Origin of the sequence: Methylobacterium sp. EM32, from assembly GCF_040593685.1 — a bacterium.
Lineage (GTDB): Bacteria > Pseudomonadota > Alphaproteobacteria > Rhizobiales > Beijerinckiaceae > Methylobacterium.
The window spans coordinates 123,223-146,940 of sequence record NZ_JBEXZS010000091.1 but is presented as its reverse complement, the minus strand read 5'-3'; the positions used below and the strand labels follow the sequence as shown (position 1 = coordinate 146,940).

General features: G+C 71.8%; 24 protein-coding genes, 1 tRNA gene and 1 pseudogene. 19 read left to right on the top strand and 7 right to left on the bottom strand.

Going from position 1 to position 23,718, the window contains the following annotated elements; translation table 11 throughout:
• The first annotated feature begins 294 nt into the window (after positions 1–294).
• From ABZT49_RS13970 to map, 8 genes and pseudogenes are all read left to right on the top strand, one after another.
• The gene (locus tag ABZT49_RS13970; protein WP_355286636.1) at positions 295–1,059 is read left to right on the top strand and encodes an SDR family NAD(P)-dependent oxidoreductase; all 765 of its coding nucleotides are present in this window, start codon (positions 295–297) and stop codon (positions 1,057–1,059) included.
• Positions 990–1,379: pseudogene (locus tag ABZT49_RS13965) on the top strand (MarR family transcriptional regulator); the annotation flags it as partial. The gene ABZT49_RS13970 and the pseudogene ABZT49_RS13965, both read left to right, overlap by 70 nt.
• Before the next feature lie 186 nt (positions 1,380–1,565).
• Positions 1,566–2,399, top strand: a complete 834-nt coding sequence (locus tag ABZT49_RS13960; RefSeq protein ID WP_355286644.1) for an enoyl-CoA hydratase family protein — start codon at positions 1,566–1,568, stop codon at positions 2,397–2,399.
• 214 nt (positions 2,400–2,613) lie between these two features.
• The gene (locus ABZT49_RS13955; RefSeq protein ID WP_355286635.1) at positions 2,614–3,759 is read left to right on the top strand and encodes an acyl-CoA dehydrogenase family protein; all 1,146 of its coding nucleotides are present in this window, start codon (positions 2,614–2,616) and stop codon (positions 3,757–3,759) included.
• Positions 3,760–3,814: 55 nt separating this feature from the next.
• The gene (locus ABZT49_RS13950) at positions 3,815–5,545 is read left to right on the top strand and encodes an AMP-binding protein (protein WP_407943499.1); all 1,731 of its coding nucleotides are present in this window, start codon (positions 3,815–3,817) and stop codon (positions 5,543–5,545) included.
• The gene (locus ABZT49_RS13945) at positions 5,542–5,985 is read left to right on the top strand and encodes a RidA family protein (protein WP_355286634.1); all 444 of its coding nucleotides are present in this window, start codon (positions 5,542–5,544) and stop codon (positions 5,983–5,985) included. The genes ABZT49_RS13950 and ABZT49_RS13945 overlap by 4 nt, the downstream gene beginning before the upstream one ends.
• Positions 5,985–6,827 (top strand): alpha/beta hydrolase, encoded by an 843-nt coding sequence (locus tag ABZT49_RS13940; protein ID WP_355286633.1) that lies wholly within the window; start codon positions 5,985–5,987, stop codon positions 6,825–6,827. Before ABZT49_RS13945 ends, ABZT49_RS13940 begins: the two co-directional genes overlap by 1 nt.
• A 76-nt stretch (positions 6,828–6,903) precedes the next feature.
• Positions 6,904–7,659, top strand: coding sequence for a type I methionyl aminopeptidase (gene map / locus ABZT49_RS13935; RefSeq protein ID WP_355286632.1), 756 nt, complete (start codon positions 6,904–6,906; stop codon positions 7,657–7,659).
• A gap of 27 nt (positions 7,660–7,686) precedes the next feature.
• Here map and ABZT49_RS13930 read toward each other — a convergent pair whose 3' ends face one another.
• The 4 genes from ABZT49_RS13930 to ABZT49_RS13915 all read right to left on the bottom strand — a co-directional run bounded on the left by ABZT49_RS13930 (position 7,687) and on the right by ABZT49_RS13915 (position 10,781).
• Positions 7,687–8,613, bottom strand: a complete 927-nt coding sequence (locus ABZT49_RS13930; protein WP_355286631.1) for a bestrophin family protein — start codon at positions 8,611–8,613, stop codon at positions 7,687–7,689.
• Positions 8,614–8,715: 102 nt separating this feature from the next.
• Entirely contained in the window at positions 8,716–9,891 is a 1,176-nt protein-coding gene (gene argE / locus ABZT49_RS13925) for an acetylornithine deacetylase (RefSeq protein ID WP_355286630.1), read from the bottom strand.
• A 138-nt stretch (positions 9,892–10,029) separates the two neighbouring features.
• On the bottom strand, positions 10,030–10,371 hold the full coding sequence (locus tag ABZT49_RS13920; protein ID WP_355286629.1) for a DUF1491 family protein: 342 nt from the start codon (positions 10,369–10,371) through the stop codon (positions 10,030–10,032).
• Positions 10,372–10,580: 209 nt separating this feature from the next.
• Entirely contained in the window at positions 10,581–10,781 is a 201-nt protein-coding gene (locus tag ABZT49_RS13915; RefSeq protein ID WP_109971605.1) for a hypothetical protein, read from the bottom strand.
• A 466-nt stretch (positions 10,782–11,247) separates the two neighbouring features.
• Between ABZT49_RS13915 and ABZT49_RS13910 the strand changes: the two genes are divergently transcribed.
• Together ABZT49_RS13910 and ABZT49_RS13905 are read left to right on the top strand one after the other, a co-directional pair.
• Complete coding sequence (locus tag ABZT49_RS13910; RefSeq protein WP_355286628.1) at positions 11,248–12,414, top strand: MFS transporter; 1,167 nt, start codon at positions 11,248–11,250, stop codon at positions 12,412–12,414.
• Entirely contained in the window at positions 12,411–13,505 is a 1,095-nt protein-coding gene (locus ABZT49_RS13905; RefSeq protein WP_355286627.1) for a spore photoproduct lyase family protein, read from the top strand. The genes ABZT49_RS13910 and ABZT49_RS13905 overlap by 4 nt, the downstream gene beginning before the upstream one ends.
• A gap of 16 nt (positions 13,506–13,521) precedes the next feature.
• Here ABZT49_RS13905 and ABZT49_RS13900 read toward each other — a convergent pair whose 3' ends face one another.
• Together ABZT49_RS13900 and ABZT49_RS13895 are read right to left on the bottom strand one after the other, a co-directional pair.
• The gene (locus ABZT49_RS13900) at positions 13,522–13,830 is read right to left on the bottom strand and encodes an ETC complex I subunit (RefSeq protein WP_355286626.1); all 309 of its coding nucleotides are present in this window, start codon (positions 13,828–13,830) and stop codon (positions 13,522–13,524) included.
• Between the two features lie 25 nt (positions 13,831–13,855).
• Positions 13,856–13,932 (bottom strand) — tRNA-Pro (locus ABZT49_RS13895).
• 558 nt (positions 13,933–14,490) lie between these two features.
• Between ABZT49_RS13895 and ABZT49_RS13890 the strand changes: the two genes are divergently transcribed.
• The 3 genes from ABZT49_RS13890 to ABZT49_RS13880 all read left to right on the top strand — a co-directional run bounded on the left by ABZT49_RS13890 (position 14,491) and on the right by ABZT49_RS13880 (position 17,522).
• A complete protein-coding gene (locus ABZT49_RS13890) occupies positions 14,491–15,096 on the top strand; it encodes a PAS domain-containing protein (protein WP_355286625.1) in 606 nt (201 codons plus the stop codon).
• 110 nt (positions 15,097–15,206) lie between these two features.
• Positions 15,207–16,220, top strand: coding sequence for an NAD(P)-dependent alcohol dehydrogenase (locus tag ABZT49_RS13885; RefSeq protein ID WP_355286624.1), 1,014 nt, complete (start codon positions 15,207–15,209; stop codon positions 16,218–16,220).
• 81 nt (positions 16,221–16,301) lie between these two features.
• Positions 16,302–17,522: an FAD-dependent oxidoreductase gene (locus tag ABZT49_RS13880; RefSeq protein ID WP_355286623.1), complete on the top strand. Its 1,221-nt coding sequence runs from the start codon at positions 16,302–16,304 to the stop codon at positions 17,520–17,522.
• Between the two features lie 253 nt (positions 17,523–17,775).
• Here the strand turns inward: ABZT49_RS13880 and ABZT49_RS13875 are convergent, their stop codons facing one another.
• The gene (locus tag ABZT49_RS13875) at positions 17,776–18,069 is read right to left on the bottom strand and encodes a helix-turn-helix transcriptional regulator (protein ID WP_355286622.1); all 294 of its coding nucleotides are present in this window, start codon (positions 18,067–18,069) and stop codon (positions 17,776–17,778) included.
• Between the two features lie 266 nt (positions 18,070–18,335).
• Between ABZT49_RS13875 and ABZT49_RS13870 the strand changes: the two genes are divergently transcribed.
• The 6 genes from ABZT49_RS13870 to ABZT49_RS13845 all read left to right on the top strand — a co-directional run bounded on the left by ABZT49_RS13870 (position 18,336) and on the right by ABZT49_RS13845 (position 23,715).
• Positions 18,336–18,824 carry an META domain-containing protein gene (locus tag ABZT49_RS13870; protein ID WP_355286642.1) on the top strand — a complete coding sequence of 163 codons (489 nt, stop codon included), beginning with the start codon at positions 18,336–18,338 and terminating at the stop codon, positions 18,822–18,824.
• A gap of 206 nt (positions 18,825–19,030) precedes the next feature.
• Positions 19,031–20,161 carry an ABC transporter substrate-binding protein gene (locus ABZT49_RS13865; protein WP_355286621.1) on the top strand — a complete coding sequence of 377 codons (1,131 nt, stop codon included), beginning with the start codon at positions 19,031–19,033 and terminating at the stop codon, positions 20,159–20,161.
• Between the two features lie 315 nt (positions 20,162–20,476).
• Positions 20,477–21,358: a branched-chain amino acid ABC transporter permease gene (locus ABZT49_RS13860; RefSeq protein ID WP_093567636.1), complete on the top strand. Its 882-nt coding sequence runs from the start codon at positions 20,477–20,479 to the stop codon at positions 21,356–21,358.
• 5 nt (positions 21,359–21,363) lie between these two features.
• Entirely contained in the window at positions 21,364–22,203 is an 840-nt protein-coding gene (locus ABZT49_RS13855; RefSeq protein WP_109971501.1) for a branched-chain amino acid ABC transporter permease, read from the top strand.
• 1 nt (position 22,204) lies between these two features.
• Positions 22,205–22,999, top strand: a complete 795-nt coding sequence (locus ABZT49_RS13850; protein ID WP_355286620.1) for an ABC transporter ATP-binding protein — start codon at positions 22,205–22,207, stop codon at positions 22,997–22,999.
• Positions 23,000–23,004: 5 nt separating this feature from the next.
• Positions 23,005–23,715 (top strand): ABC transporter ATP-binding protein, encoded by a 711-nt coding sequence (locus tag ABZT49_RS13845; RefSeq protein WP_355286641.1) that lies wholly within the window; start codon positions 23,005–23,007, stop codon positions 23,713–23,715.
• Positions 23,716–23,718: the final 3 nt, after the last annotated feature.

The window sequence follows — 23,718 nt, the reverse complement described above, 5'->3', positions numbered from 1 at the left end:
ACGCCTCTGCGGGTACTGATTTCAACCTTAGATTCGGCTTGGCCGCGCACTGCACGGCGTTTTCCGGCGAACGAATCAAATCCGTTAAGGCCGTAGCTCTGCGGGGGAGGGTGCCCGGCGGAGCCGGGCGGGAGAGGGGCAGCGCGACGCTGATTCAGGGGGAGCCCGTCAGAACGGCTCTGCTTTATCCTGAAGCGTGGTTCCCCTCTCCCGACCCCCGCTGACGCGGGGGCCACCCTCCCCCGCAGAGGGGGGAGGGGAAATCCGCCCAAATCCTTTAAGGTTGAAATATCCATGCCCCACACCCCTCCTCCCCGCCACGTCCTCGTCACCGGTGCGACCCGCGGCATCGGGCGGGCGATCGCGGCGGCGTTCGTGGCGGCGGGGGAGCGGGTGACTCTGCTCGGCCGCAGCCCGGAGAGGGCCGAGCGGGCCCGCCGGGACCTCGGCGCCGCCCACGCCGTCGCGGCCGACGTGACCGACGCGGCGGCCCTGGAGCACGCGCTGAAGCAAGCAGCGGAGCAGGCCGGCCCGGTCGCGGTCCTGGTCAACAATGCCGGCGGCGCCGAGACCGCGCCGCTCGCCCGCAGCGACGTCGACACCTTGCGCCGGATGATGGCGCTCAACGTCGAGCCGGTGCTGGTCGCGGCCCGCGCCGTCGTCCCCGGGATGAAGGCGGGCGGCGGCGGCCGGATCGTCACGATCGCCTCCACTGCCGGGCTCAAGGGCTACGGCTACGTCAGCGCCTATTGCGCCGCCAAGCACGCCGTCGTCGGCCTCACCCGGGCGCTGGCACTGGAACTCGCCGCCACCGGCATCACCGTCAACGCGGTCTGCCCCGGCTTCACCGACACCGACCTCGTCGGCAGCGCCATCGACGGGCTCGAAGCGAAGACCGGCCGGGCCCGCGACGACCTCATGACCGAATTCACCCGCCACAACCCGATGGGCCGCCTGATCCGCCCTGAGGAAGTGGCCGACGCGGTTTTGTGGCTCGCCGGACGGCAGGCCGGCGCCGTTACCGGCCAGGCCGTCGCGGTGGCGGGAGGCGAGCTGTGAACGCCCCAGTCGAGATTCCCGCCGAGGTCCCCGGGCACCGCAGCGAATTGCGGCTGTGGCTGCGCCTGCTCACCACCGCCAACACCATCGAGGCAGAGATCCGCCGGCGCCTGCGCGACCAGTTCGACACCACGCTCCCGCGCTTCGACCTGCTGGCGCAGCTCGAGCGCGCGCCCGACGGCATCATGCTGAGCGAGCTGTCGCGCCGGATGATGGTGTCGAACGGCAACGTCACCGGCCTCGTCGAGCGGCTGGCGCAGGAAGGACTGATCGACCGCCAGGTCTCGGAAACCGACCGCCGGGCGGTGCAGGTGCGCCTGACCGCGGAGGGGCGGCGCGTCTTCGCCGGGATGGCCCGGGCCCATGCCGACTGGATCGCCGAACTCGTCGGCGCCCTCGATCCCTCCGAGCAGGACGCGCTCTCGACCCAGCTCTCCGCCCTCAAGGCCTCGGTGCGGCCGGGCGGCGCGCCGGCCAAACCCAAACCGACACGCCAGGGAGGCACCATGAGGCGCCAGAACGCCATCGCGGCCCCGCTCGCCGGGTTCACGCCGCAGCATTTCGGCCTCGCGATCGAAGACGGCATTGCGACCGTGACCTTGAACCGGCCGGAGAAGAAGAACCCGCTCACCTTCGAGAGCTACGCGGAATTGCGCGACACCTTCCGGGCGCTGCGCTTCGAGGAGAGCGTGACGGCGGTCGTCGTCACGGGTGCGGGCGGCAATTTTTCCAGCGGCGGCGACGTGTTCGAGATCATCGAGCCCTTGACCACGATGGGCGCTGCCGACCTCCACGCCTTCACGACGATGACCGGCGACCTCGTCAAGGAGATGCGGGCCTGCCCTCAGCCGGTCGTGGCCGCCGTCGAGGGCGTCTGCGCGGGGGCGGGTGCGATCATCGCCATGGCCTCCGACCTGCGGGTGGCGGGTGCCGGCGCCAAGGTGGCGTTCCTGTTCAACCGGGTGGGCCTCGCCGGCTGCGACATGGGCGCCTGCGCGATCCTGCCCCGGATCGTCGGCCAGGGCCGGGCCTCGGAGCTCCTCTACACCGGCCGCTTCATGAGCGCCGAGGAGGGCGAGCGCTGGGGCTTCTTCAACCGCCTGGTGCCGGCCGGAGAATCCTTGAACGCGGCCCGCGAGACCGCCCGGGCGCTGGTGCAGGGCCCGGCCTACGCCAACGGCCTGACCAAGCGGATGCTGCACATGGAATGGGCGATGGGGGTGGACGCCGCCATCGACGCCGAGGCGATGGCCCAGGCGCTCTGCATGAAGACCCAGGATTTCCGCAGGGCCTTCGAGGCCTTCGCCGGCAAGACGAAACCGGTCTTCGAGGGGAATTGAGCGATGATCCTCACTGACCCCATTCCTCCCACCCCGAACCTCATCCTGAGGTGTCAGTCGATGCCAGATCGACTGACCTCGAAGGAGGCTTCCAGGAGGCTCCGAGATCCCTGGAGCCCTCCTTCGAGGCCCACTGCGTGGGCACCTCAGGATGAGGGTGCGGGTGGGACGGGTGTTGCTACGGCTCGGGTGACTCACGCCGGAGGTCGCTGACATGCCGGACCAAACCTTCCTCGACTGGCCTTTCTTCGAGCCCCGCCACCGCGACCTCGCCGCGGAGGCCGAGGACTGGGCCGCCCGCACGGTGCCCGCCCTCGTCGACCACCACGACGTCGACGGTTCGTGCCGGCGTCTCGTGTCGGCGCTGGGCGAAGCAGGGTTCCTGCGCTTCGCCGCCCCCGAGGACGGGGTGTTCGACGTGCGCGCCCTGTGCCTCCTGCGCGAGACCTTCGCCCGCCATGACGGCCTCGCCGACTTCGCCTTCGCCATGCAGGGTCTCGGCACCGGGGCGCTGACCCTCGCCGGCACGGCGGCGCAGCGCGAGGCGGTGCTGCCCGGGGTGCGGGCGGGCCGCCGCATCGCCGCCTTCGCGCTGACCGAGCCGGAAGCGGGTTCGGACGTCGCCCAGATCGCCCTCGCGGCGGCGCCAGCCGATGGCGGCATGGTGCGGCTTACCGGCGAGAAGACCTGGATCTCGAACGGCGGCATCGCCGACACCTACGTCGTCTTCGCCCGCAGCGGCGAGGCACCAGGCGCGCGGGGCCTCTCGGCCTACCTCGTGCCGGCCGACACGCCGGGCCTGACCATCGCGGAGCGCCTCGACACCATCGCCCCCCACCCGCTCGCGCGCCTGCGCTTCGAGGATTGCCGGGTGCCGGCGGAGAACCGCATCGGCCCGGCCGGGGCCGGGTTCAAGGTCGCGATGGCGACGCTCGACGTCTTCCGCGCGACTGTCGGCGCGGCGGCGCTCGGCTTCGCCCGCCGCGCCCTCGACGCCTCGCTCCGGCGCGCACAATCGCGAAAGCTGTTCGGCGCACCGCTTTCCGCGATGCAGCTGACCCAGACCAGCCTCGCCGAGATGGCGACGGCGATCGATACCGCGGCGCTCCACGTCTACCGCGCCGCCTGGACACGGGATTCGGGCGCGCCCCGCATCACCCGCGAGGCCGCGATGGCCAAGATGGTGGCGACGGAAGCGGCGCAAGAGGTGATCGACCGGGCGGTGCAGCTCCATGGCGGCGAGGGCGTCCGCTCCGGCTCGGTGCCGGAGACGCTCTACCGCGAGATCCGGGCGCTGCGGATCTACGAGGGCGCCACCGAGGTCCAGAAGCTCGTCATCGCCCGCCAGATTCTCGCCTGAGGGCAGAATCTCACCAGAGGAGTGTCCGATGGAGGCTGCCGTGCCGGAGACCCGAATGCCGCAGACCCAGAGCCCGGAAACCTCGGCCTTCGCGCAAGAGGAGTCCGCGCAACCGGAGGCCGCCATCGGCCCCGGTGCCAGCCCGTGGGCGCGGCGCCCCGACACCTTCGTGCGGGACAACCTGCCGCCGCCGGACCGGATGCCGGACTTCGTCAACCTCGACCGGCTCGGCTATCCCGAGCACCTGAACGCCACCGTCGAGCTGGTCGACCGCCACGTCGCGGAGGGGCGCGGCGACCGGGTGGCCCTCGTCGGCGAGCACGTCACCTGGACCTATGCCGCGCTGAAGCGGCAGATCGACCGGATGGCGAACGTTCTCGTCGACCGCCTCGGCCTGGTGCCGGGGGGCCGGGTGCTGCTGCGCTCGGCCAACAACCCGACCAAGGTCGCGTTGTACCTCGCGATCATCAAGGCGGGCGGGATCGTGGTGGCGACGATGCCGCTGCTGCGGGCGCGCGAGCTGACCCAGATCCTCGACAAGGCCCGCATCCCGCTCGCGCTCTGCGATGCCGGGCTGATCGACGAGATGGCGAAAGCCGCCGACGGCCGGACCGAGCCGGTGCGGGTCGTCACCTGGCGCGGCACCGCCGGGGGCGAGCTCGGCGACCTCCTCGACGGCGCCACCGACCAGTTCGAGCCGCCGCCGACCCGGGCCGACGATCCGTGCCTGCTCGGCTTCACCTCCGGCACCACCGGCCTGCCGAAGGCGACGATCCATTACCAGCGCGACCTCCTGGTGATCTGCGATTGTTACGCCCGCGAGGTCCTGCGGGCGAATGAGGACGACGTGTTCATCGGCTCGCCGCCGCTCGCCTTCACCTTCGGCCTCGGGGGGCTGGTGCTGTTCCCGTTCCGGGTCGGCGCCCGGGCGGTTCTGCTCGAGAAGGCCGGCCCGGCGGATCTCGCCGCCGCGATCACCCGCCACCGCGCCACGATCCTGTTCACGGCGCCGACCGCCTACCGGGCGATGCTGGGGCTGATCGGGCAAGCCGACCTGTCGAGCTTGCGAAAGTGCGTATCGGCCGGCGAGACCCTGCCGGCGCCGACCTTCCATGCCTGGTCGAAGGCGACTGGCCTGAAGCTGATGGACGGCATCGGCGCGACCGAGATGCTGCACATCTTCATCGCCTCGCCCGAGGACGAGATCCGCCCGGGCGCGACCGGCAAGCCGGTGCCGGGCTACGAGGCCAGGGTGATCGACGAGGCCGGCCGGCCCTGCCCGCCCGGCGTGCCGGGCCGCCTCGCGGTGCGCGGGCCGATCGGCTGCCGCTACCTCGCCGACGAGCGGCAGACCGTCTACGTCCAGGACGGCTGGAACGTCACCGGCGACACCTACCTGCAGGATGCAGACGGGTATTTCTGGTTCCAGGCCCGCAACGACGACATGATCGTCTCGGCCGGCTACAACATCGCCGGGCCGGAGGTGGAGGCGAGCCTGCTCGCCCACCCGGCGGTGGCCGAATGCGGCGTCGTCGCGGCGCCCTGCCCGGAGCGCGGCCGCATCGTCGCGGCCTACGTGGTGCTGAATGCCGGCTTCATCGGCGACGCGGCGATGACGCAGGCGTTGCAGGATCACGTGAAGCAGGATCTCGCACCCTACAAGTATCCGCGGGCGGTGCATTACGTGGCCGCCCTGCCGAAGACCGAATCCGGCAAGCTGCAACGCTTCGCCCTGCGTAAGCAGGCCGAGGCGGAGGCCGCAACCATTCAGGGAGACTCCGCATGACCGCCAGCCCGATCCCGCTCCGCCCCGACACCGGGGCGCCGGCCCTGACCACCCTCCAGCCGCCGAGCTGGAAGAAGCCCAAGGGCTACGCCAACGGCATGGCCGGCCGCGGTACCGTGGTGATGACCGGCGGCCTGATCGGCTGGGACGCGGACGAGGTGCTGGCCGAGGGCTTCGTGCCCCAGGTCGAGCAGATCCTTCGCAACATCCTGGCGGTGCTCGCCGAGGCCGGCGCCGGGCCGGAGCACGTCGCCCGCCTGACCTGGTACGTGCGCAGCGTCGAGACCTACCGCGCGTCGCTCGCCGAACTCGGGCCCGTCTACCGCCGGGTGATGGGCCGGCACTTCCCCGCCATGGCCCTCGTCGGCGTCGCCGACCTCGTCGAGCCGGGGGCGCTGGTCGAGATCGAGGCGACCGCGATCGTGCCGGACGAAGCGTGATGCAGGCTCCATCCTGGACGACCGACAGCGCCCTCGGGGACATCGACCGCGCCTACGACAATGTCGGGGCGGTCCCCGACGCCAAGGCCTACCCGGCCCGCTGGAGCGAGGCCGCTTCCGCCTTCCGCGAGCGGCTGTCGGAGCAGGGCCGCGCCCGTCTCGGCCTGCCCTACGGCGCCGGGCCGCGCCACGCCTACGACCTGTTCCTGCCCGAGGGCGCGCCGCGGGGCCTCGCGGTGTTCGTCCATGGCGGCTACTGGAAGGCGTTCGACCGCTCGGTCTGGTCACATCTCGCAGCGGGACCCCTCGCCCACGGCCTCGCCGTCGCGCTGCCGAGCTACACGCTCTGCCCGGAGGCGCGCATCGCCGGCATCACCGCCGAGATCGCCGCCTTCCTCGACCGGGCGAGCGCCGAGGTGGCGGGGCCGATCCATCTCTCCGGCCACTCCGCCGGCGGCCACCTCGTCAGCCGCATGCTCTGCACCGACATCGCCCTCGCCTGCGCGGAGCGCCTCGCCCGGGTGGTGTCGATCAGCGGCGTCCACGACCTGCGCCCGCTCCTCGGCACGGGGATGAACGAGACCCTGCGCCTCGATCCCGCCGAGGCCCGGGCCGAGAGCCCCGCCCTCCTCGCCCCGCGCCCGGGCGCCCGGCTGGTCGCCGTCGCGGGGGGCGACGAATTGCCGGAATTCCGGCGCCAGAACCTGCTGCTGCCGACGGTCTGGCACGGGCTCGGAGCGGAGACGCGGGCGTTCGAGATCGCCGGGCGGCATCATTTCAGCGTCATCGAGGACCTGACCGACGCAGACAGCGACCTCACGCGGACCCTGGCCGGCGTCTGACGCTTGGCCGGAACCCCGCCGCGATGGCACAAGCTCCCCGCCGGGGCCTGCGACCTGCCGCGCGAGGGACGACGAGATGACGGTATCGAGCGACGACGAGCTGGAGGGCCTGCGCCGGATCGGGCGCATCGTCGCCGAGGCGCTGGAGGCGATGGGCCGGGCGATCGGGCCCGGCATGACCACCTTCGAGCTCGACACGATCGGGCGGGACTTCCTGGAGCGGGCGGGTGCCCGGCCGGCGCCCGAGATGGTCTACGGCTTTCCCGGCGCGACCTGCATCAGCGTCAACGAGGAGGTCGCGCACGGCATCCCGGGCGAGCGCCGCATCGCCCCCGGCGACCTCGTCAACATCGACGTCTCGGCGGAGAAGGACGGCTGGTTCTCCGATACCGGCGCCTCCTTCGCGGTGCCGCCGGTGACCCGCGCGGTCGAGCGGCTGTGCCGCGACGGGCGCCGGGCGATGTGGACGGGCCTGCGCCAGGTCGGGGCCGGCAAGCCGCTCTCCGGCATCGGCCGGGCGGTCGGCGCCTTCGCCAAGAAGAACGGCTACACCCTGGTGCGCAACCTCGCGAGCCACGGCGTCGGCGCCTCGCTGCACGAGGAGCCGACCGAGATCGCGACCTGGCCCGACGCCTCCGAGCGCCGGATCATGGCCGAGGGGCTGGTCTTCACCGTCGAGCCGTTCCTGTCGCTCGGCGCCGATTTCGCCGAGAACGACGGCGACGATCCCTGGACCCTCTACAGCCGCCCGCGGGCCCTGACGGTGCAGTACGAGCACACGGTGGTGGCGACCCGCAACGGGCCGCTCGTCCTCACCATGCCGGGGCAGTAACCTCGTTCAGCGCAGGCGGCTGCGCTCTTAGCGCAGCCAGTAGCGCTCCGGCGCCAGCGGCGGCGGCACCGGCGCGCCGAGCGCGTCCTGCACCACGCCGTCGACGGTGCGCAGGAGCGCGTCGAGGGGCAGGTCGTTGGCGGCCGAGCCGAACGGCTCCTCCAGCTCGTCGCCGAGCGCGTCGAGGCCGAAGAAGGTGTAGGCGACGAGCGCCGTCGCCACCGGCGTGCCCCAGCCGAGGGAGGCGGCGAGCCCGAAGGGCAGGAGCAGGCAGTAGAGCCAGGCGGTGCGGTAGAGGAGCAGCGTGTAGGCGAAGGGCAAGGGCGTGCCCTGGATGCGCTCGCAGGCCGCCTGCACCCCCGACAGCCCGGCGAGCTTCTGCTCGAACAGGCCGAACGATACGTCGCTCAAGGACCCCTCCCGCAGTGCCGCCCCGAGATCGGCGGCGAGGTTCGAGAGCGCCGCGTCCGCCGGGCTGGCGCAGGCAGCGAGCCGCCCGCGCTCGGCCTCCGGCAGGAAGGGGGCGGCCGCCGCGGCGGCGTCGCGCCCGCGCAGGCGGGCATGGAGCGCGTGGGCGAAGCCCGCGAGGCGGTCGAGGCAGCGCCGGCGCAGCGCCTCGTTCCCTGCCCCATCCGCCGGCAGCAGCGCCCCGAGCAGCCGGGCGAGGCCCCGGGTCTCGACGATCAGGGCACCCCACACCTTCCGGGCCTCCCACCAGCGGTCGTAGCAGGCGTTGTTGCGGAAGCTGAGGAAGATCGAGAGGGCGAGGCCGATCAGCGTGAACGGCCCGATCCCGGCATTGAGCGGGATCGCGTGGGCCCAGCCCCGCTCCGTCGCCACCACCAGGCAGGACATGGCGGTGAGGGCGACCACCTGCGGGGCGATCTGCGGCAGGATCGACCCGCGCCACGCGAACAGGATCGCGAGAGCGCCGGGCCGGGGACGGACGATCATGGAAGTGCACGCTGGGCGGAACTGGGCGCGCGGTCATCCGCCTCGACGCGGCCGCGGTCAAGCGCCGGCCGGGCAGGCCCGGCCGAGGGGCCGTCATGGCCTCTACGCGCAGCTCTCGGCGATCAGCCGGCGCAGGAAGGCGGCGCAGTCCGCGAGCTCGCCGGTCTCGACATACTCGTCGGCCTTGTGGGCGCGGGCGATGTCGCCGGGGCCGATCACCACCGAAGGGATGTCGCCGAGGCTCTGGAACAGGCCGGCCTCGGTGCCGTAGGACACCTTGGCGTGGGCGTTGCGGCCGGCCAGCCGCTTGGCCAGGGTGACGAGGGGCGCGTCGGGGGCGATGTCGAGGCCCGGATAGTCGATCACCGGCTCGACCGTGAGGCCGCACGCCGGATCGCGGGCCTGCATCTCCGGCACCAGCACGTCGCGGGCATAGGCCAGCACCGTCTCGGCGAGGGCGCGGGGATCGTCGGCGGCGATGCCCCGGAACTCGAACCCGACGGTGCAGCGGTCGGGCACGATGTTGAGCGCCGTGCCGCCCTGGACCAGGGCGGTGAGCCCGGTCGTGTGGGGCACGTCGTAGAGGTCGTCGCGGGCACCGTTCTTCGCCAGGCCCTCGGCGGTCAGCCGCACCCGGTCGATGAAGCGCGCCGCGTACTCGATCGCGTTGACCCCCGTCGGCGCCAGCGCCGAGTGGCAGGCCCGGCCCCGGAAGGTCGCCTTCGCGCCGTACTTGCCCTTGTGACCGATCACCACCGCCATGCCGGTCGGCTCGCCGACGAAGCAGCCGAGAGGCTGAACGCCGCGCTCGCGGAGATGGGCGATGAGCGGCCGGACGCCGAGGCAGCCGATCTCCTCGTCGTAGGAGATCGCGAGGTGCAGCGGGCGGGCGAGGGGAGCCGCCGCCATCTCGGGCAGGAGCGCCAGGCAGACGGCGAGGAAGCCCTTCATGTCGGAGGTGCCGCGGCCGTAGAGGCGCCCGTCGATCTCGGTCAGCCGGAACGGGTCGTGCGTCCAGTCCTGGCCCTCCACCGGCACGACGTCGCTGTGGCCCGACAGCACGTAGCCCGGCCGGTCCGCCGGCCCGACGGTGACCCACAGGGCCGCCTTCTCGCCGGTCGCATCGACCACCCGCTCGACCGCGGCGCCGTGGCGGCGGCAATAGTCCTCGACGTGATCGACGAGAGGCAGGTTGCTCGCCGAGCTGACCGTCTCGAACCCCACGAGGGTGGCGAGGAGGTCCTTGATGGCGGGGAGCGTGGAATCGGAGGACGTCATGGGAAGCGTGCGGGCCTGACGGGGTGGTGCGAGAACCTGAGGCCCCGCGACGCTTGCAGGGCCGATGCCACCGCCTCGGGGGCGGTCCCCCCTTATGCCGCGTTCCAGCGCCGGCGGACAGCCGACTGGCCGAAGACCCTACGCGGACAGGTCCAGGAAATGCCGGCCCTCCCGGTCGTCGATCTCGACGATCCAGAGGTCGGAATCGAACCGGATTTCCTTGGCGAGCCGGGCCTCGACGTCCGGCGGCAGGGCCTCGCGCATCAGGGCCTCGAAGCGGCGCCCGCCCTCCTCGTTGCCCTCGAACATGGCCTGGGGCGCCGGGCCGTAGAGGTCGGCGCTCCCGTCGAGGCGGTCGACCTTGACGAAGATCGCCCCCGCCTCCGGCGCGCCGCGGCGGCGCTGCACCGCGCTCACCCCCTCGACCGCGCAGCGGCGCAGGTGGGCGGCGACCCAGAAATCGGAGCGCAGGCGTGCCATCGGGCGGGGCGTCCTCTGAGCAGATTTCGCAAAAGTGGCGGCCGGTTTTGCGGTAGAAATCTGCGAAAATACAAGACTCTAAGCGGACGAAGCGTTGGCCTGCCAACGCTTCGTCCGCTTAGGTCAGTCGGGTCGTCGCCCCTCATAGGCCAGCGCCCGATCGCGGGGCAATCGGGCGCTGCATCGAACCGTGGATATGGGGGAGCCGGTCAGGCGGGCTGGGCCGCCCCGTCGAGCGCGGCCACGTCGGCCCGCTCGCGCCAATCCTCGACGCCGTGCTGGCGCGCAAAGCGCAGGGCGGCGGCGCGCACCGCCCGCTCCGGGTCGCGGGCACGGGTGATCTCCACGGTCCCGACGGTGAACGGGACTCCGAGGATCTGCTTGGCGAACAGTACGCGGTACTGCGACATCGTCCGTCTCCTCAAGGCGATGGATCGCGTCGATGGCGGGATGCATCACCGCTCATGGTCCCTCGTCATCGTCTCTCGGAGGAACCCGGTTCCCGGTGCGCCCGCGCCGCGGCCATCGGCCGGGCCATGGACGAAGGGCGCATCCGCACTCCGTCCCGCGTCGCGTTTCGCCCGTCGGGGAACCGATCGACTGCGATCGGGGAAAAATATCGGCGCGTCTCGCGCCGAGGCAAGCCGGATCTTCCGGCTGCTCATTGCCTCATGTGGCGATGATCTCCGCCAACAGAAGGTGCCTCACGGGCGTGTGATCGCGCCTTCCGCCCGAGCCTCTGCCCTCGGGCGGCATGCCCGCAGGGCGGGCCTCCCGTGCGGGCAGGCCCCGTGCCGCGGCGCGAAAACCAGCTATGTCGGGCCCGCACCCGCACGAGACGCGCTCACGCAGGACCCAAATCCAGGATCCCAGTCCATGTCGCCCCTCTCCGCCGCGACCCGCCTGAGCCTCAGCCTGATCGCCGGCGGGGCGGTCGCCAACATCTACTACAACCAGCCGCTGCTCGGCCTCCTGGTCCAGGTCTTCGGCCACGACGCCTCGGTGCTGGTGCCGACCGCGACGCTCGCCGGCTACGGGGTCGGCATCCTCGGCCTCGTGCCGCTCGGCGACAAGCTGGCGCGGCGCAGCCTGATCGTCGGCCAGCTGCTGCTCCTCGCCGGCGTGCTGGTGCTGGCCGCCGCGAGCACCAGCCTCTCCGTCCTGGTGCTGGCGAGCTTCCTGATCGGGGTGCTCTCGACCGCCGCCCAGCAGGCGGTGCCCTTCGCCGCCGAGCTGGCGCCCGACGCGGTGCGCGGCCGGATGGTCGGCCAGGTGATGACCGGCCTGCTGCTCGGCATCCTGCTCGCCCGGACCTTGAGCGGCTTCGTCGGCGCCTGGGCGGGCTGGCGGGCGGTGTTCGTCGGGGCGGCCGGGCTGTCGGTGGCGCTCGCGGGCCTCGCCTGGGCCGGGCTGCCGCGGACGCCGCCCGCCGCGCGGCTCAGCTACGGCGCGCTGATGGGCTCGATCCTCGACCTGGTGCGGACCCAGCCGGTCCTGCGCCGCGCGGCGCTGGCCCAGGCGCTACTGTTTGCCGCCTTCAACGCGTTCTGGACCACCCTGGCGCTCCTCGTCGAGGCGCCGCCCTTCGGGCTCGATCCGGCCGGTGCCGGCCTGTTCGGGCTGATCGGCGCGGCGGGCGCGCTCTGCGCCCCCCTCGCCGGGCGCTTCGCCGACACGCGGAGTCCGCGCCCGGTGCTGATCGGCGGCGCCGTGCTGACGCTCGCCGCCTTCGCGGTGTTCGGCCTGTTCGGCGGCCACTCGCTGGTCGCCCTCGCGGTCGGGGTGCTGCTCATCGACATCGGCATCAACACCGCGCTGATCGCCAACCAGACCCGGGTCTATGCCCTCGCCCCCGGCGCCCGCGGGCGGATCAACACGGTGTTCTTCACCGCGATCTTCGTCGGCGGGGCACTCGGCGCCTCGGCCGGCACCCGGGCCTTCGCGGCCGGCGGCTGGCCGGCGCTCTGCGCGGTCGGCGGCGCCTTCGCGGCGGCGAGCCTGCTGGTGCCCCTGCTGGAGCCCCGCGACCGCCCTAGATCGTGACGGGTCCCCCAGCACCGCCTCCGAGCCCGCCGCTGTCGAACCTTCTCGCCATCGACACGATCTACCACGAGCCCGCGGTGGAGGAATTCCTTCGCGGCCGCGAGATCCTGGAGCGCTTTCCCGACGCGCGGCGCATCGTCGTGCCCTCGCACTGGAACATCCCGGAGCTGCACGGCAATGCCGGCTCGGTCGAGGACTGGGTGCGGATCAAGCGCTCGACCCTGGTGCTCGGGGTCAAGAAGGGGCTGACCTCGCGGCCGAACGGGCGCAGCGCCCATTTCATCGCGCCGTCGAGCTCGAACGGCTGCGCGATGGCCTGCGCCTATTGCTACGTGCCGCGCCGCAAGGGCTACGCCAACCCGATCACCCTGTTCGTCAACACGGAGGCGGTCGGCCGGGCGATCCGGCGCCACGCCGCCGCGCAAGGCCCCCTCCCCGCGCCCGACCAGATCGACGACCGGTTCTGGGTCTACGACATCGGCGAGAACGGCGACCTCTCGGTCGATGCGCTCGCCTGCGACAGCGTGCGCGACCTCGTCGGGCTGTTCCGCGACATCCCGAACGCCAAGGCGTCGTTCGCCACCAAGTTCGTCAACCCCGACCTGCTCGCCTACGCGCCCGAGGGCAAGACCCGGATCCGCTTCTCGCTGATGCCCGAGCGCATTGCCCGGGTGGTCGACGTGCGCACCTCACCGATGGCGGAGCGGATCGCGGCGATCGACGCCTTCGTGGCGGCCGGCTACGAGGTCCACGTCAACTTCTCGCCGGTGATCCTCTACGAGGGCTGGGAGGAGGATTGGCGGGCGCTGTTCCGCGCGCTCGATGCCGGGATTGGCCCCGCCGCGAGGGCGCAGCTGAAGGCCGAGATCATCTTCCTCACCCACAACGCCGCGCTGCACGCGGTGAACCTGCGTTGGCACCCGAAGGCCGAGGCGCTCTTGTGGCGCCCCGACATCCAAGAGACCAAGCGCTCCGAGGGCGGGATGGAGAACCTGCGCTACCGCAGCGGCTGGAAGGGCCGCTGGCTTAACCGATTCAAGGCGCTGCTGGCCGAGGAGCTGCCCTCTTGCGGCGTGCGCTACGCATTCTGAGGCGCGAGGCCGGAACTCAGTGCGTCCAGGGCGCGGTGCGGTTGTACTTGAAATTGTCGGAATAGGAGAGGCCGCGGCGCAGGGGCAGCTGCGGCTCCTCGACCCGGTAGGCGATGCCCTCGCGGGTCGCGTAGGCGATCGCCTCCTCCTTGGTGTCGAACTCGAGCCGCACCTGCTGCAGCATGTCCGAGGACGAGGTCCAGCCCATCAGCGGCTCGGTCTCCCGCGGGCTCGTCTGCTCGAACTCCAGCGTCCACTGCTTGGTCCGGGCGAGGCCGGACTGGGTCGGGTCCTTGGCAGGGCGGAAGATGCGGGCGGTCGACATCGCGGGCTCTGATCCGTGGGGTGGATGGTCGGGGCGGCCGGATTCGAACCAGCGACCCTCTGGTCCCAAACCAGATGCGCTACCAGACTGCGCTACGCCCCGATGCCCCGTTTCCTAGTGAAAATCCCTCTGGGGCGCAAGCCGAGGCCGAGGGCGAAGGCGGCCCGGTGCCGCCCCGCCGCCTCGGCCGCCCATGACGTCGCGTTCATGACGCGGCGTTCGTTCGCGGAGTGCCCGGCCATGCGACGAAGTCGCGCCGATCCACGGCCAACCGAGTTGTCGCCGACAAGATCGCCCCCTTCACGTCGACCCGTAATCGTCATGATAAAAAAATATCGCGCATGTGCGGGACCGATAACAGAAACAAAGCCATTCACGGATGCGCCGAAAACATCATCGAGCGAAAAATGCTCATAGCCATGACCTCGCCGATGGCAGCGTCGTCGATGACGCCTCTCATCGTGCCGCCCGACCATCGGGCGCCCGGCCTCGTGATCCGCCCGCCACTACGGAGCGCCGGACATCGCGCCCGGTGCAGCTCGGCCGGCCCAGCCACCGGAAATTGACTGCATTGACCGGCCTCGCCGGCAAAGCGCACAAGGCCGGGACAGGCCCGACCACCGGGGGGTGTCGAGCGAGGCGAAGGGGCTGCGGACCGTCATGATCGGGGACGTCGAGGGAAGACGCGGCGCCGGAAGGGTGCGGCCGGCCCCGCCGGTGACGGCGGACATGGTCGGCACCTGGTCGTGGGACATCGCCCGCGACCGGATGCATGCCGACGACGTCGCCGGCAGCCTGTTCGGGGCCGATCTCGACCGCCTGGCCAAGGGCGCGCCCCTGCGGGTCTTCGCCGCCTGCATTCATCCCGACGACCGCGACGCCGTCATCGCCCGGATGCAGCACGGCGCGGCGGAAGGCGGCTCGTTCGTCGCCGAGTTCCGGGTGCGGGACGCCGCCGGGCGGACCCTGTGGGTGCTCTCCCGCGCCCGCTACGAGCGCGACGGCACCGGCCGCCCGGCCCGGGCGCACGGCATCCTCGTCGACATGACCGGCAGCGCGCTGAGCGACACGGCCTATGGCCACTGCGTCGATGCGCGGCCGGACTGCCCGCTCGAGCAGGCCGCCGAGGCCTGCATCGCCGCCCGCGAGGCCCTGGCGACGGCGGACCGGCCGTTCCTCCTGAAGATCGTCGACATGCTGCTCCTCGAACTCGGCCGCGAGATCGGCAAGAGCCTGCGCCGGGCCTATCTGCGCCGCCTGAGCTAGAGCGCCGAAATCCACCCCGCTCCGCTCGAATCCCGCGGCTCATGTTCTAACTGCACCCCCTCACCGAACCCCGCCGCCCGTCAGGCGGCGCGACCGGCCAGGAGGACAGAATGAAGGCCTTCGTCGTCCGCAAGCCCGGCGGCCTCGACCGGCTCGAGATCGCCGAGCGGCCCGATCCCGGCGCGCCGGGCCGCGGCGAGATCCGGGTCGCGATCCGCGCGACCTCGCTCAACTTCCACGACCTCTTGGTGGCGAGCGGGCGCTCGCCCGCCGAGGACGGCCGCGTGCTGATGTCGGACGGGGCCGGCACCGTCGAGGCCGTGGGCGAGGGCGTCACCGAGTTCGCCCCCGGCGACGCGGTCGTCTCCTGCTTCTTCCCGCACTGGGCCGACGGGCTGCCGCAAGCACCGGTCGGCAACTTCGCGCAGGTGCCCGGCGATGGGGTCGACGGCTTCGCCCTCGGCGACGCGGTCCGGCCCGCCGGCGCCTTCACCCGCGCGCCGCGCGGCTGGAGCCCCGCCGAGGCGGCCACCATCACCACCGCGGGCCTCACCGCCTGGCGCGCCCTCGTCGGCGACGGCGGATTGAAGGCCGGCGACACGGTGCTGGCGCTCGGCACCGGCGGCGTCTCGATCGCGGCCCTGCAGATCGCCAAGGCGATGGGCGCGGCCGTGATCGTCACCTCATCCTCCGATGAGAAGCTGGAGCGGGTGCGGGCGCTCGGCGCCGACCACACCGTCAACTACCGCACGAACCCCGACTGGGGCCGGCGCGTGCGCGACTGGACCGGCGGCACGGGCGTCGACCACGTCGTCGAGGTCGGCGGGCCCGGCACCCTGGCGCAGTCGATCGAGGCGGTTCGCGTCGGCGGCCACATCGCGCTGATCGGCGTGCTCACCGGACGGGCCGGCGAGGTTCCGACCTCGGCCCTGATGGCGAAGCAGGCCCGGCTCCAGGGCCTGATCGTCGGCAGCCGGCGCCAGCAGCAGGATTACGTCGCGGCCCTCGACCGGACCGGGATCCGCCCGGTGATCGACCGGACCTATGCGTTCGAGCAGTTGCCCGAGGCGTTTCGTCACCAGGAGGGCGGGCGCCATTTCGGCAAGCTCTGCGTCGCCTGGTAGCGTCCAAGTTCGCGGCAGCGCTTAAGTTCGCGGCAGCGCTTAAGCTCGACGGCACGAAGGCTTCCGGGGTATGTCCTGCCGATGAACGGAATCGTTGTGGTCGGTGCCGGCCAGGCCGGCTTTCAGCTCGGGGCTTCCCTGCGAGAGGGCGGCTATGCCGGGCCGGTGACCCTCGTCGGCGAGGAGCCCGGCCTGCCCTACGGCCGCCCGCCGCTGTCGAAGGCCTACATGCTGGGCAAGACCGACGCGGCAGGTTTGGCGCTGCGGCCGGAGGCCTACTTCGCCGAGCACCGGCTGACCGTGCGGGCAGGCGAGCGAGCGGTCGCGATCGATCGACCGGCACGCCGCCTCCAGCTCGCCTCCGGCGAGGCGCTGGCCTACGACCACCTCGTCCTGGCGACCGGCTCGCGCAACCGCCCGCTGCCGGTGCCGGGCGCGAACCTGCCGGGCGTGCACCAGCTGCGGACCCTCGCCGAGGCCGAGGCCCTGAAGGCGGCGCTCGCCGGGGCGGGCGCGGTCGCGGTGGTGGGCGCCGGCTTCATCGGGCTCGAATTCGCGGCGGTCTGCGCGCAGCAGGGCCTGCCGGTCACGGTGATCGAGGGGCTGGAGCGCCCCCTCGCCCGCTCGGTCTCCCCCGGCATGGCGGCGCTGATCGAGGCCTCCCACGTCAGGGCGGGCACGCGCTTCCTGTTCGGCAGCGGCGTCGCGGGGCTGGTCGGAGAGAGCCGCGTGCGGGCGGTGGCTTTGTCGGACGGCCGCGAGGTCGCGGCCGACCTCGTCCTCGTCGGCATCGGAATCCTGCCGAACGACGATCTCGCGACGGTGGCGAGTCTGCGGATCGAGAACGGGATCGCCGTTGACGCGATGCTGGCGACCGAGGATCCGGCGATCTCAGCGATCGGCGATTGCGCGAGCTTCCCCTCACCCCACGCCGCCGGCGCGCGGGTGCGGATCGAATCGGTGCAGAACGCCGTCGACGGCGCCCGCTGCGTCGCCGCCCGCCTCACCGGGCGCTCCGCCGCCTTCACGGCGGTGCCGTGGTTCTGGAGCGACCAGGGCCCGCTCAAGCTCCAGATCGCCGGCCTGTGCCAGCCGCACGACCGGGCGGTGCGCCGGGGCGACCCGGATTCGGGTGCCGTCTCGGTGTTCTGCTACCGCGGGGACCACCTCGCCGGCGTCGAATCCCTCAACCGCCCGGGCGACCACATGATCGCCCGCCGCCTGCTCCAGGCCGGCCGCAGCCCGACGCCCGATCAGGCGGCGGATCCCGCCTTCGACCTCAAGGCCCTGGCGCTGGGCTGACGCCGAAGAGTCTCCGCGGGATCGTTCCACGGGGTCTCTTTCCTGTGGGGTCTCTTGCCGCCCATGCGGGAACGGGCAGCTGGCGTCACGCCGCCGGACTCGAGCCGGCCGAGCCGAGCGGTAGGACCATTGTCCGACCGCTCTCTCGGTGCGGCGCCCGGCTTCCCGCGAGCCTCCACGGAGCCCTCACGCGGCCTTGCGGGCGATGCCGGCCTTCGCGCCGGCTCATTCGCGCGACCGATCGGACGGACCCTCAGCGATCGTTCTCGGTGGTGAGCTCGCTCGGGTGAATACCCTTGTCCGGCGCGTCGTCCGGGCGCAGCCGGGCATCCGGATAGGCACCGTCGATCAGTTCCACGCCCGCGGCGACGAGGGCGCCCCGGAGCGCGGCCCGCTGCCCGGCGGAGGGCGGGTAGCGGCCCGCCTCGAACAGGCGGATGCTGTCCGCGTCGACGTTGGCGCGCAGGGCCAGCTCGTCCTCCGACCAGCCCAGGAGGTCCCGCGCCCGGCGCAGCTGCGCCGCCGTGATGTCGTCTGCGCCGTTCACTGAAACCCGTCCCCTGCTCTCGCGTGCCTCGGTCCCGTCGCGCGGTGATCGCGGCGACGCCCTGGCTAACGGCGGGGCCCGGCATTCGTTGCCACACCGACAAGCTTTCGCGAGTGCTGCCATATTATGGCCAAGCTTGCCGCATAAATGCAACAGTCGTCGGCAAGATGCCACGACGGGGCATCCGAGACCGCGGCCAGGGTTGCGGGCGCGGGGTGCCCTCTCTACGGTCCGCCACAACACGACATAACCGAATGGGGAATGCGATGAAGGCGATGCAGGTTGCGCTGGCCGCCGGTGCCGTCGCGCTGTTGGCGTCGGCCACGCAGGCTTCGGCGCAGAACATGATGGGCTACGGCCAGAAGAACCGCGACAAGCCGGCCCAGCAGCAATACATCCCGCCGCTGAAAGCCAACGAGAAGGTGTTTCCGCTCGATTCGACCTGGACGGCGGTGAGCCTCAACGGCAAGCCCTTCGCGGGCGCCGAGCGGCCGAGCTTCATCATCGACAAGCAGTACCGCGCCCGCGGCTTCGGCGGCTGCAACACCTTCGCGGCGACGGCCTTCCCGCTCAAGGAACAGCACCTGGCGGTCGGCCCGCTGGCGCTGACCAAGCGCAACTGCGACAAGACGGTCGGCGCTTCCGAGATGCAGTTCTTCACCGCTCTGCGCACCTCGGGCCAATGGGACATGGTCGGCTCGCAGCTGGTGATCAAGAGCCAGGCCGGCGAGCTGCGCTTCGACCGCGCGCTCTGAAACGATCATCCTTTCGCAGCATGCCAGGACGGCCCCGCCCACCCGCGGGGCCGTTCTCGCGTCGGCGTCCTGTCGGAATCGATTTACCGCCGCGCTCCAGTGCTTTAAGGCGCTGTCTCGTCCAGCGCGACGGTCCGGGTTCCACGCCCGTCCGGCACGCGGCCCAACAAGACGTGCGGATGCGAGGAGGAACCGGAATGCGGTCGATGTCGAGGAGAGTGCTGCTCGCGGCGGCGTTGCTGGGCAGCAGCCTGGTCGGCGTGCAGGCGCAGGACAAGACCCCGGTCAAGCTCGGCGCGATCGAGATCCTGACCGGGCCGAACAGCCGCTACGGGATCGCGATCCAGCGCGGCTTCGATCTCGCGCTCGCCGACATCAACAAGGCCGGCGGCGTGCTCGGCGGCCGGCCGCTGGCCCTCGCCTACGAGGATTCGGCCGGCGCCAAGGAGCAGGCGCTCAACGCCGCCCGCAAGCTCATCGGCCGCGACAAGGTCCCGCTGATCCTCGGGCCCACCCTGTCGAACGAGATGTTCGCCGCCGGCCCCGTCGCCAACGAGCGCAAGGTGCCGATCGTCGGCACCTCGACCACCGCCAACGGCATCACGGCGATCGGTCCCTACGTCTTCCGCACCTCGCTGCCCGAGGCCGACGTCATCCCGGTCACGCTCAAGACCGCCAAGGACAAGTTCGGCATCAAGCGCGTCGCCGTGATGTACGGCAACGACGACGCCTTCACCAAGTCGGCCTACGACGTGATGAAGACCGGGCTGGAGAAGCTCGGCATCGAGACCCTGACGACCGAGACCTTCGGCTCGAAGGATTCCGACTTCTCGGCCCAGCTCACCAAGATCAAGGCGCTGAACCCCGACGCGATCGTGCTGTCGGCGCTGGTCGAGGCGGCGTCGGGCATCGAGCTCCAGGCGCGCCAGCTCGGCATCCCCGACAAGGTGTTCTTCATCGGCGGCAACGGCCTGAACTCGCCCAAGCTCGGCGACATCGCCGGCAAGGCGGCGGACGGCACGCTGGTGGGCAGCCCGTGGTTCATCGGCAAGCCGGACGCGGCCAACCAGGCCTTCGTCAACGCCTTTAAGGACAAGTACGGCGGCGACCTGCCCGATCAGTTCGCGGCCCAGGCCTACGACACCCTGTTCATCGTCGCCAAGGCGATCGACGCCGCTGGCGCGCCGGACTCCGAGAAGATCAAGGACGCACTGATCAAGGTGAAGCACACCGGCGTGATGGGCCCGTTCTCCTTCTCCGACAGCCGCGACCCGGCGGACACCTCCGGCGTGGTGGTGCTGGTGATGAAGGGCGGCAAGTTCCAGCTGCTGCAGTAAGCCACTTCCATAGGTGAGGCACCTCCCCTCCCCAGGCGATCCCGGGCTTGCCCGAGATCGCTCAAGCTTGTGGGGAGGGGCTGGGGGTGGGGGTGGTGCCGGATGAGGCTCGGTGCTCTACGCGGAACCACCCCCACCCCTAACCCCTCCCCGCAAGGAGGAGGGGAAAGCGCTCTGTCCTGAACCAAATCCCGCCACTCCCCACCAATTGACCCGCAGCGCGATATCGGCCACGTCGCGCCATCGTCATCCTGTTCGGCCCGCACGGCCGGGCCGCAGCGGGCGCCGGGCGCCCCTCGAACTCCTTTAAGCCCCATGCTTGAGCAGCAGCTCGTCAACGGCGTCGTGCTCGGCGCGACCTACGCCCTCTTCGCCATCGGCTTCACGCTGATGTTCGGCGTGATGGGCGTCATCAACCTCACCTACGGGGTGTATTTCGCGCTCGGCGCCTTCGCGGCGCTCTGGAGCACGCAATGGGCCGGGCTGCCGATCTGGGCGGCACTGCCGGTCGGCGCGCTGATCGCCGGGCTGATCGCGGTCCTGCTCGACACGCTCCTCCTCACCCGCCTGCGCAAGGCGAAGGCGCCCGAGCTCGCCTCGCTGATGGTGACGCTGGGAGCTACGCTCTTCCTCTATGCCGGCATGGCGGCGGCTCTGGGCACCGAGATCCGGCGCTTTCCGGCAGAAGTCTTCTCCGGCGGCGCCTACAGCCTCGGCGACGTGCGGGTCGGCACGACCCAGATCCTGATCCTCGCTGCCGCGATCGTCTTGATGCTGGCGCTGCTCGCGCTGGTGCGCGGCTCGCGGATCGGGCTTGCCATCCGGGCGGTCGCCGAGAACCCGGACGCGGCGTCCTTGATGGGCATCAACGGCGCCCTGATGCTGCGGGTGGTGTCGTTCCTGTCCGGCGCCATCGGGGGCGCGGCGGGGGTGCTCGTCGGGCTCAACTTCAACGCCATCCAGCCCTTCATGGGCGAGCACATGATGCTGCGGGGCTTCGCGGTCATCATCGTCGGCGGGCTCGGCGACCTGCGCGGCGCGCTGCTCGCCGGCCTGCTGCTCGGCCTCGCCGAGGTGCTCACCGCCGCCTACCTCTCGTCGACCCTCAAGGACATGATCGCCTTCGCGCTCCTCGTCGCCACCCTGTGGTTCCGTCCGCTCGGCCTGTTCGGCCGCGCCGCCGCCAAGCGGGCTTGAAGACCATGTGGGAAGCCCTCGACGACTTCTACTGGACCTACCAGAGCCTGATCCACGGGATCGGGGTGAACGGCATCCTGGCCCTCTCGGTCTACGTGGTGCTGGCGGTGGGCCAGCTCTCGCTCGGCCAGGCCGCCTTCATGGGCGTTGGCGCCTATACCGGCGCCCTGCTCTCGGTGAAGTTCGGCGCGCCCTTCGCGGTGTCGATGGTCGCCGCCGCCCTGGTGCCGGCCCTGCTGGCGCTGGTCGTCGGCGGGCCGACCTTGCGGCTCACCGGCGTCTACCTCGCCATCGCGACGATCGGGCTCGGCGAGATCACCCGCATCGTCTTCCTCAACTGGGATTATGCCGGCGGGGCGCTCGGCCTCTCCAACATCCCGGAGCGCGGCGGCGTGCCGGCGATCTACGGCACGCTCGCGGTGCTGCTGATTGGCCTGACGCTGGTGGCGCGCTCCCGCGTCGGCCGCGCCATGGAGGCGATGCGCGAGGACGAGGCCGCGGCCGGCGTGATGGGGGTGAACCTGCCGCGCTACCGGCTGGTCGCCCTCGTCGTCTCCTCGGCCATGGCCGGGGTCGCGGGCTGCCTGTCGGCCCACGTCTCCTCGTTCATCGGCCCGAACGAGTACGGGTTCGAGGCGGCGGTGACGATCCTGAGCTACGCGCTCCTCGGCGGCATCGGCTCGCCGCTGGCGCCGGTGCTCGGCTCCACCATCCTCACGCTGCTGCCGGAAGTCCTGCGCCCGCTCGCCGATTTCCGCCTGATGGTGAACGGCCTGATCATCGTGCTCGCCGTGCTCTTCATGCCGCGGGGCATCCTGCCCTGGCGCATCGCCCGGACCGGCTGACATGGCTCTGCTCACCGTCCAGGGTCTCACCCGCCGCTTCCAGGGCCTCGTCGCGGTCGATGCGGTCGATTTCGCGGTCCAGCCCGGCACCGTCCACGGGCTGATCGGCCCGAACGGCGCCGGCAAGACCACCCTGTTCAACCTCGTCTCCGGCGTGCTGGCGCCCAGCGCCGGCAGCGTGCGCCTCGGCGACCAGCCCCTCGACGGGCTCCCGCCCTACCGGCGCACGGCCCTCGGCCTCGCCCGCACGTTCCAGAACATCCGCATCTTCTCCGAGATGACGGTGCTGGAGAACGTGATGACCGGCCTGCACACGCGGCTGTCCTCGACCTGGGGCATCCTGCTGCGCAGCCCGGCTTTTCGGGCCGAGGAGCGCCAGGCCAAGGCCAAGGCGCGCGACCTCCTCGCCTTCGTCGGCCTCTCGGAGGCCGCCGACACCCGCGCCGGCGACCTGCCCTACGGCGACCAGCGCCGGCTCGAGATCGCCCGGGCGCTGGCCTGCGAGCCGCGCCTCGTGCTCCTCGACGAGCCCGCCGCCGGCATGAACCCGGCCGAGACCCACGCCCTCCTCGGCCTCCTGCGCCGCCTGCGCGACGAGCGCGGCCTGACCCTGCTGCTCGTCGAGCACGACATGCCCCTGGTGATGAGCCTGTGCGACCGGCTGACGGTCCTGAATTTCGGCCGCCGGATCGCCGACGGCACGCCGGCGGAGGTGCGCGCCCATCCGGCGGTGATCGAGGCCTATCTCGGCACCGGCAGCCACGAGGTCAGCGTGAGCCGGGGAGCGGTCTCGTGAGCGAGTTGCTTGCCGTCGAGGGTCTGCGCCTCGGCTACGGCCGGGCCGACGTGGTCCACGGCATCGGCCTGAGCGTGCGGCGCGGCAGCATCGTGTCGCTGATCGGCTCCAACGGCGCCGGCAAGACCACGATCCTGCGCAGCCTCTCGGGGCTGATGAAGCCCCGGGCGGGCAAGGTCCTGTTCGGCGACGACGCCCCCGTCGACATCGCCGGCGAGGCGGCCCACCGCATCGCGCGCCGCGGCATCGTGCAGGTGCCGGAAGGGCGCCAGGTCTTCGCCAACATGACGGTCGCCGAGAACCTGCGGCTCGGCGCCTACCACGTGCCGGGGCCGGAGGCCGCCCGCCGTCAGCAGGCGGTCGAGGCGCGGTTCCCGCGGCTCGCCGAGCGGTTGCGCCAGCAGGCGGGCTATCTCTCGGGCGGCGAGCAGCAGATGCTGGCGATGGGCCGCGCGCTCATGGCCGAGCCGGTGCTCCTCCTCCTCGACGAGCCCTCGATGGGCCTCGCCCCGCTCATCGTCGATGAGATCTTCTCCATCATCGCGTCGTTGCGGGCGGAGGGGCGCACCATCCTGCTCGTCGAGCAGAATGCCAGCGCGGCGCTCGCCATCGCCGATTACGCCTACGTGCTCGAGACCGGGCGCATCCGCCTCCAGGGCCAGGCGGCGGAGATCGCCCGCAACCCGGAAGTGACGGCGGCGTATCTGGGGGTGTGAGGG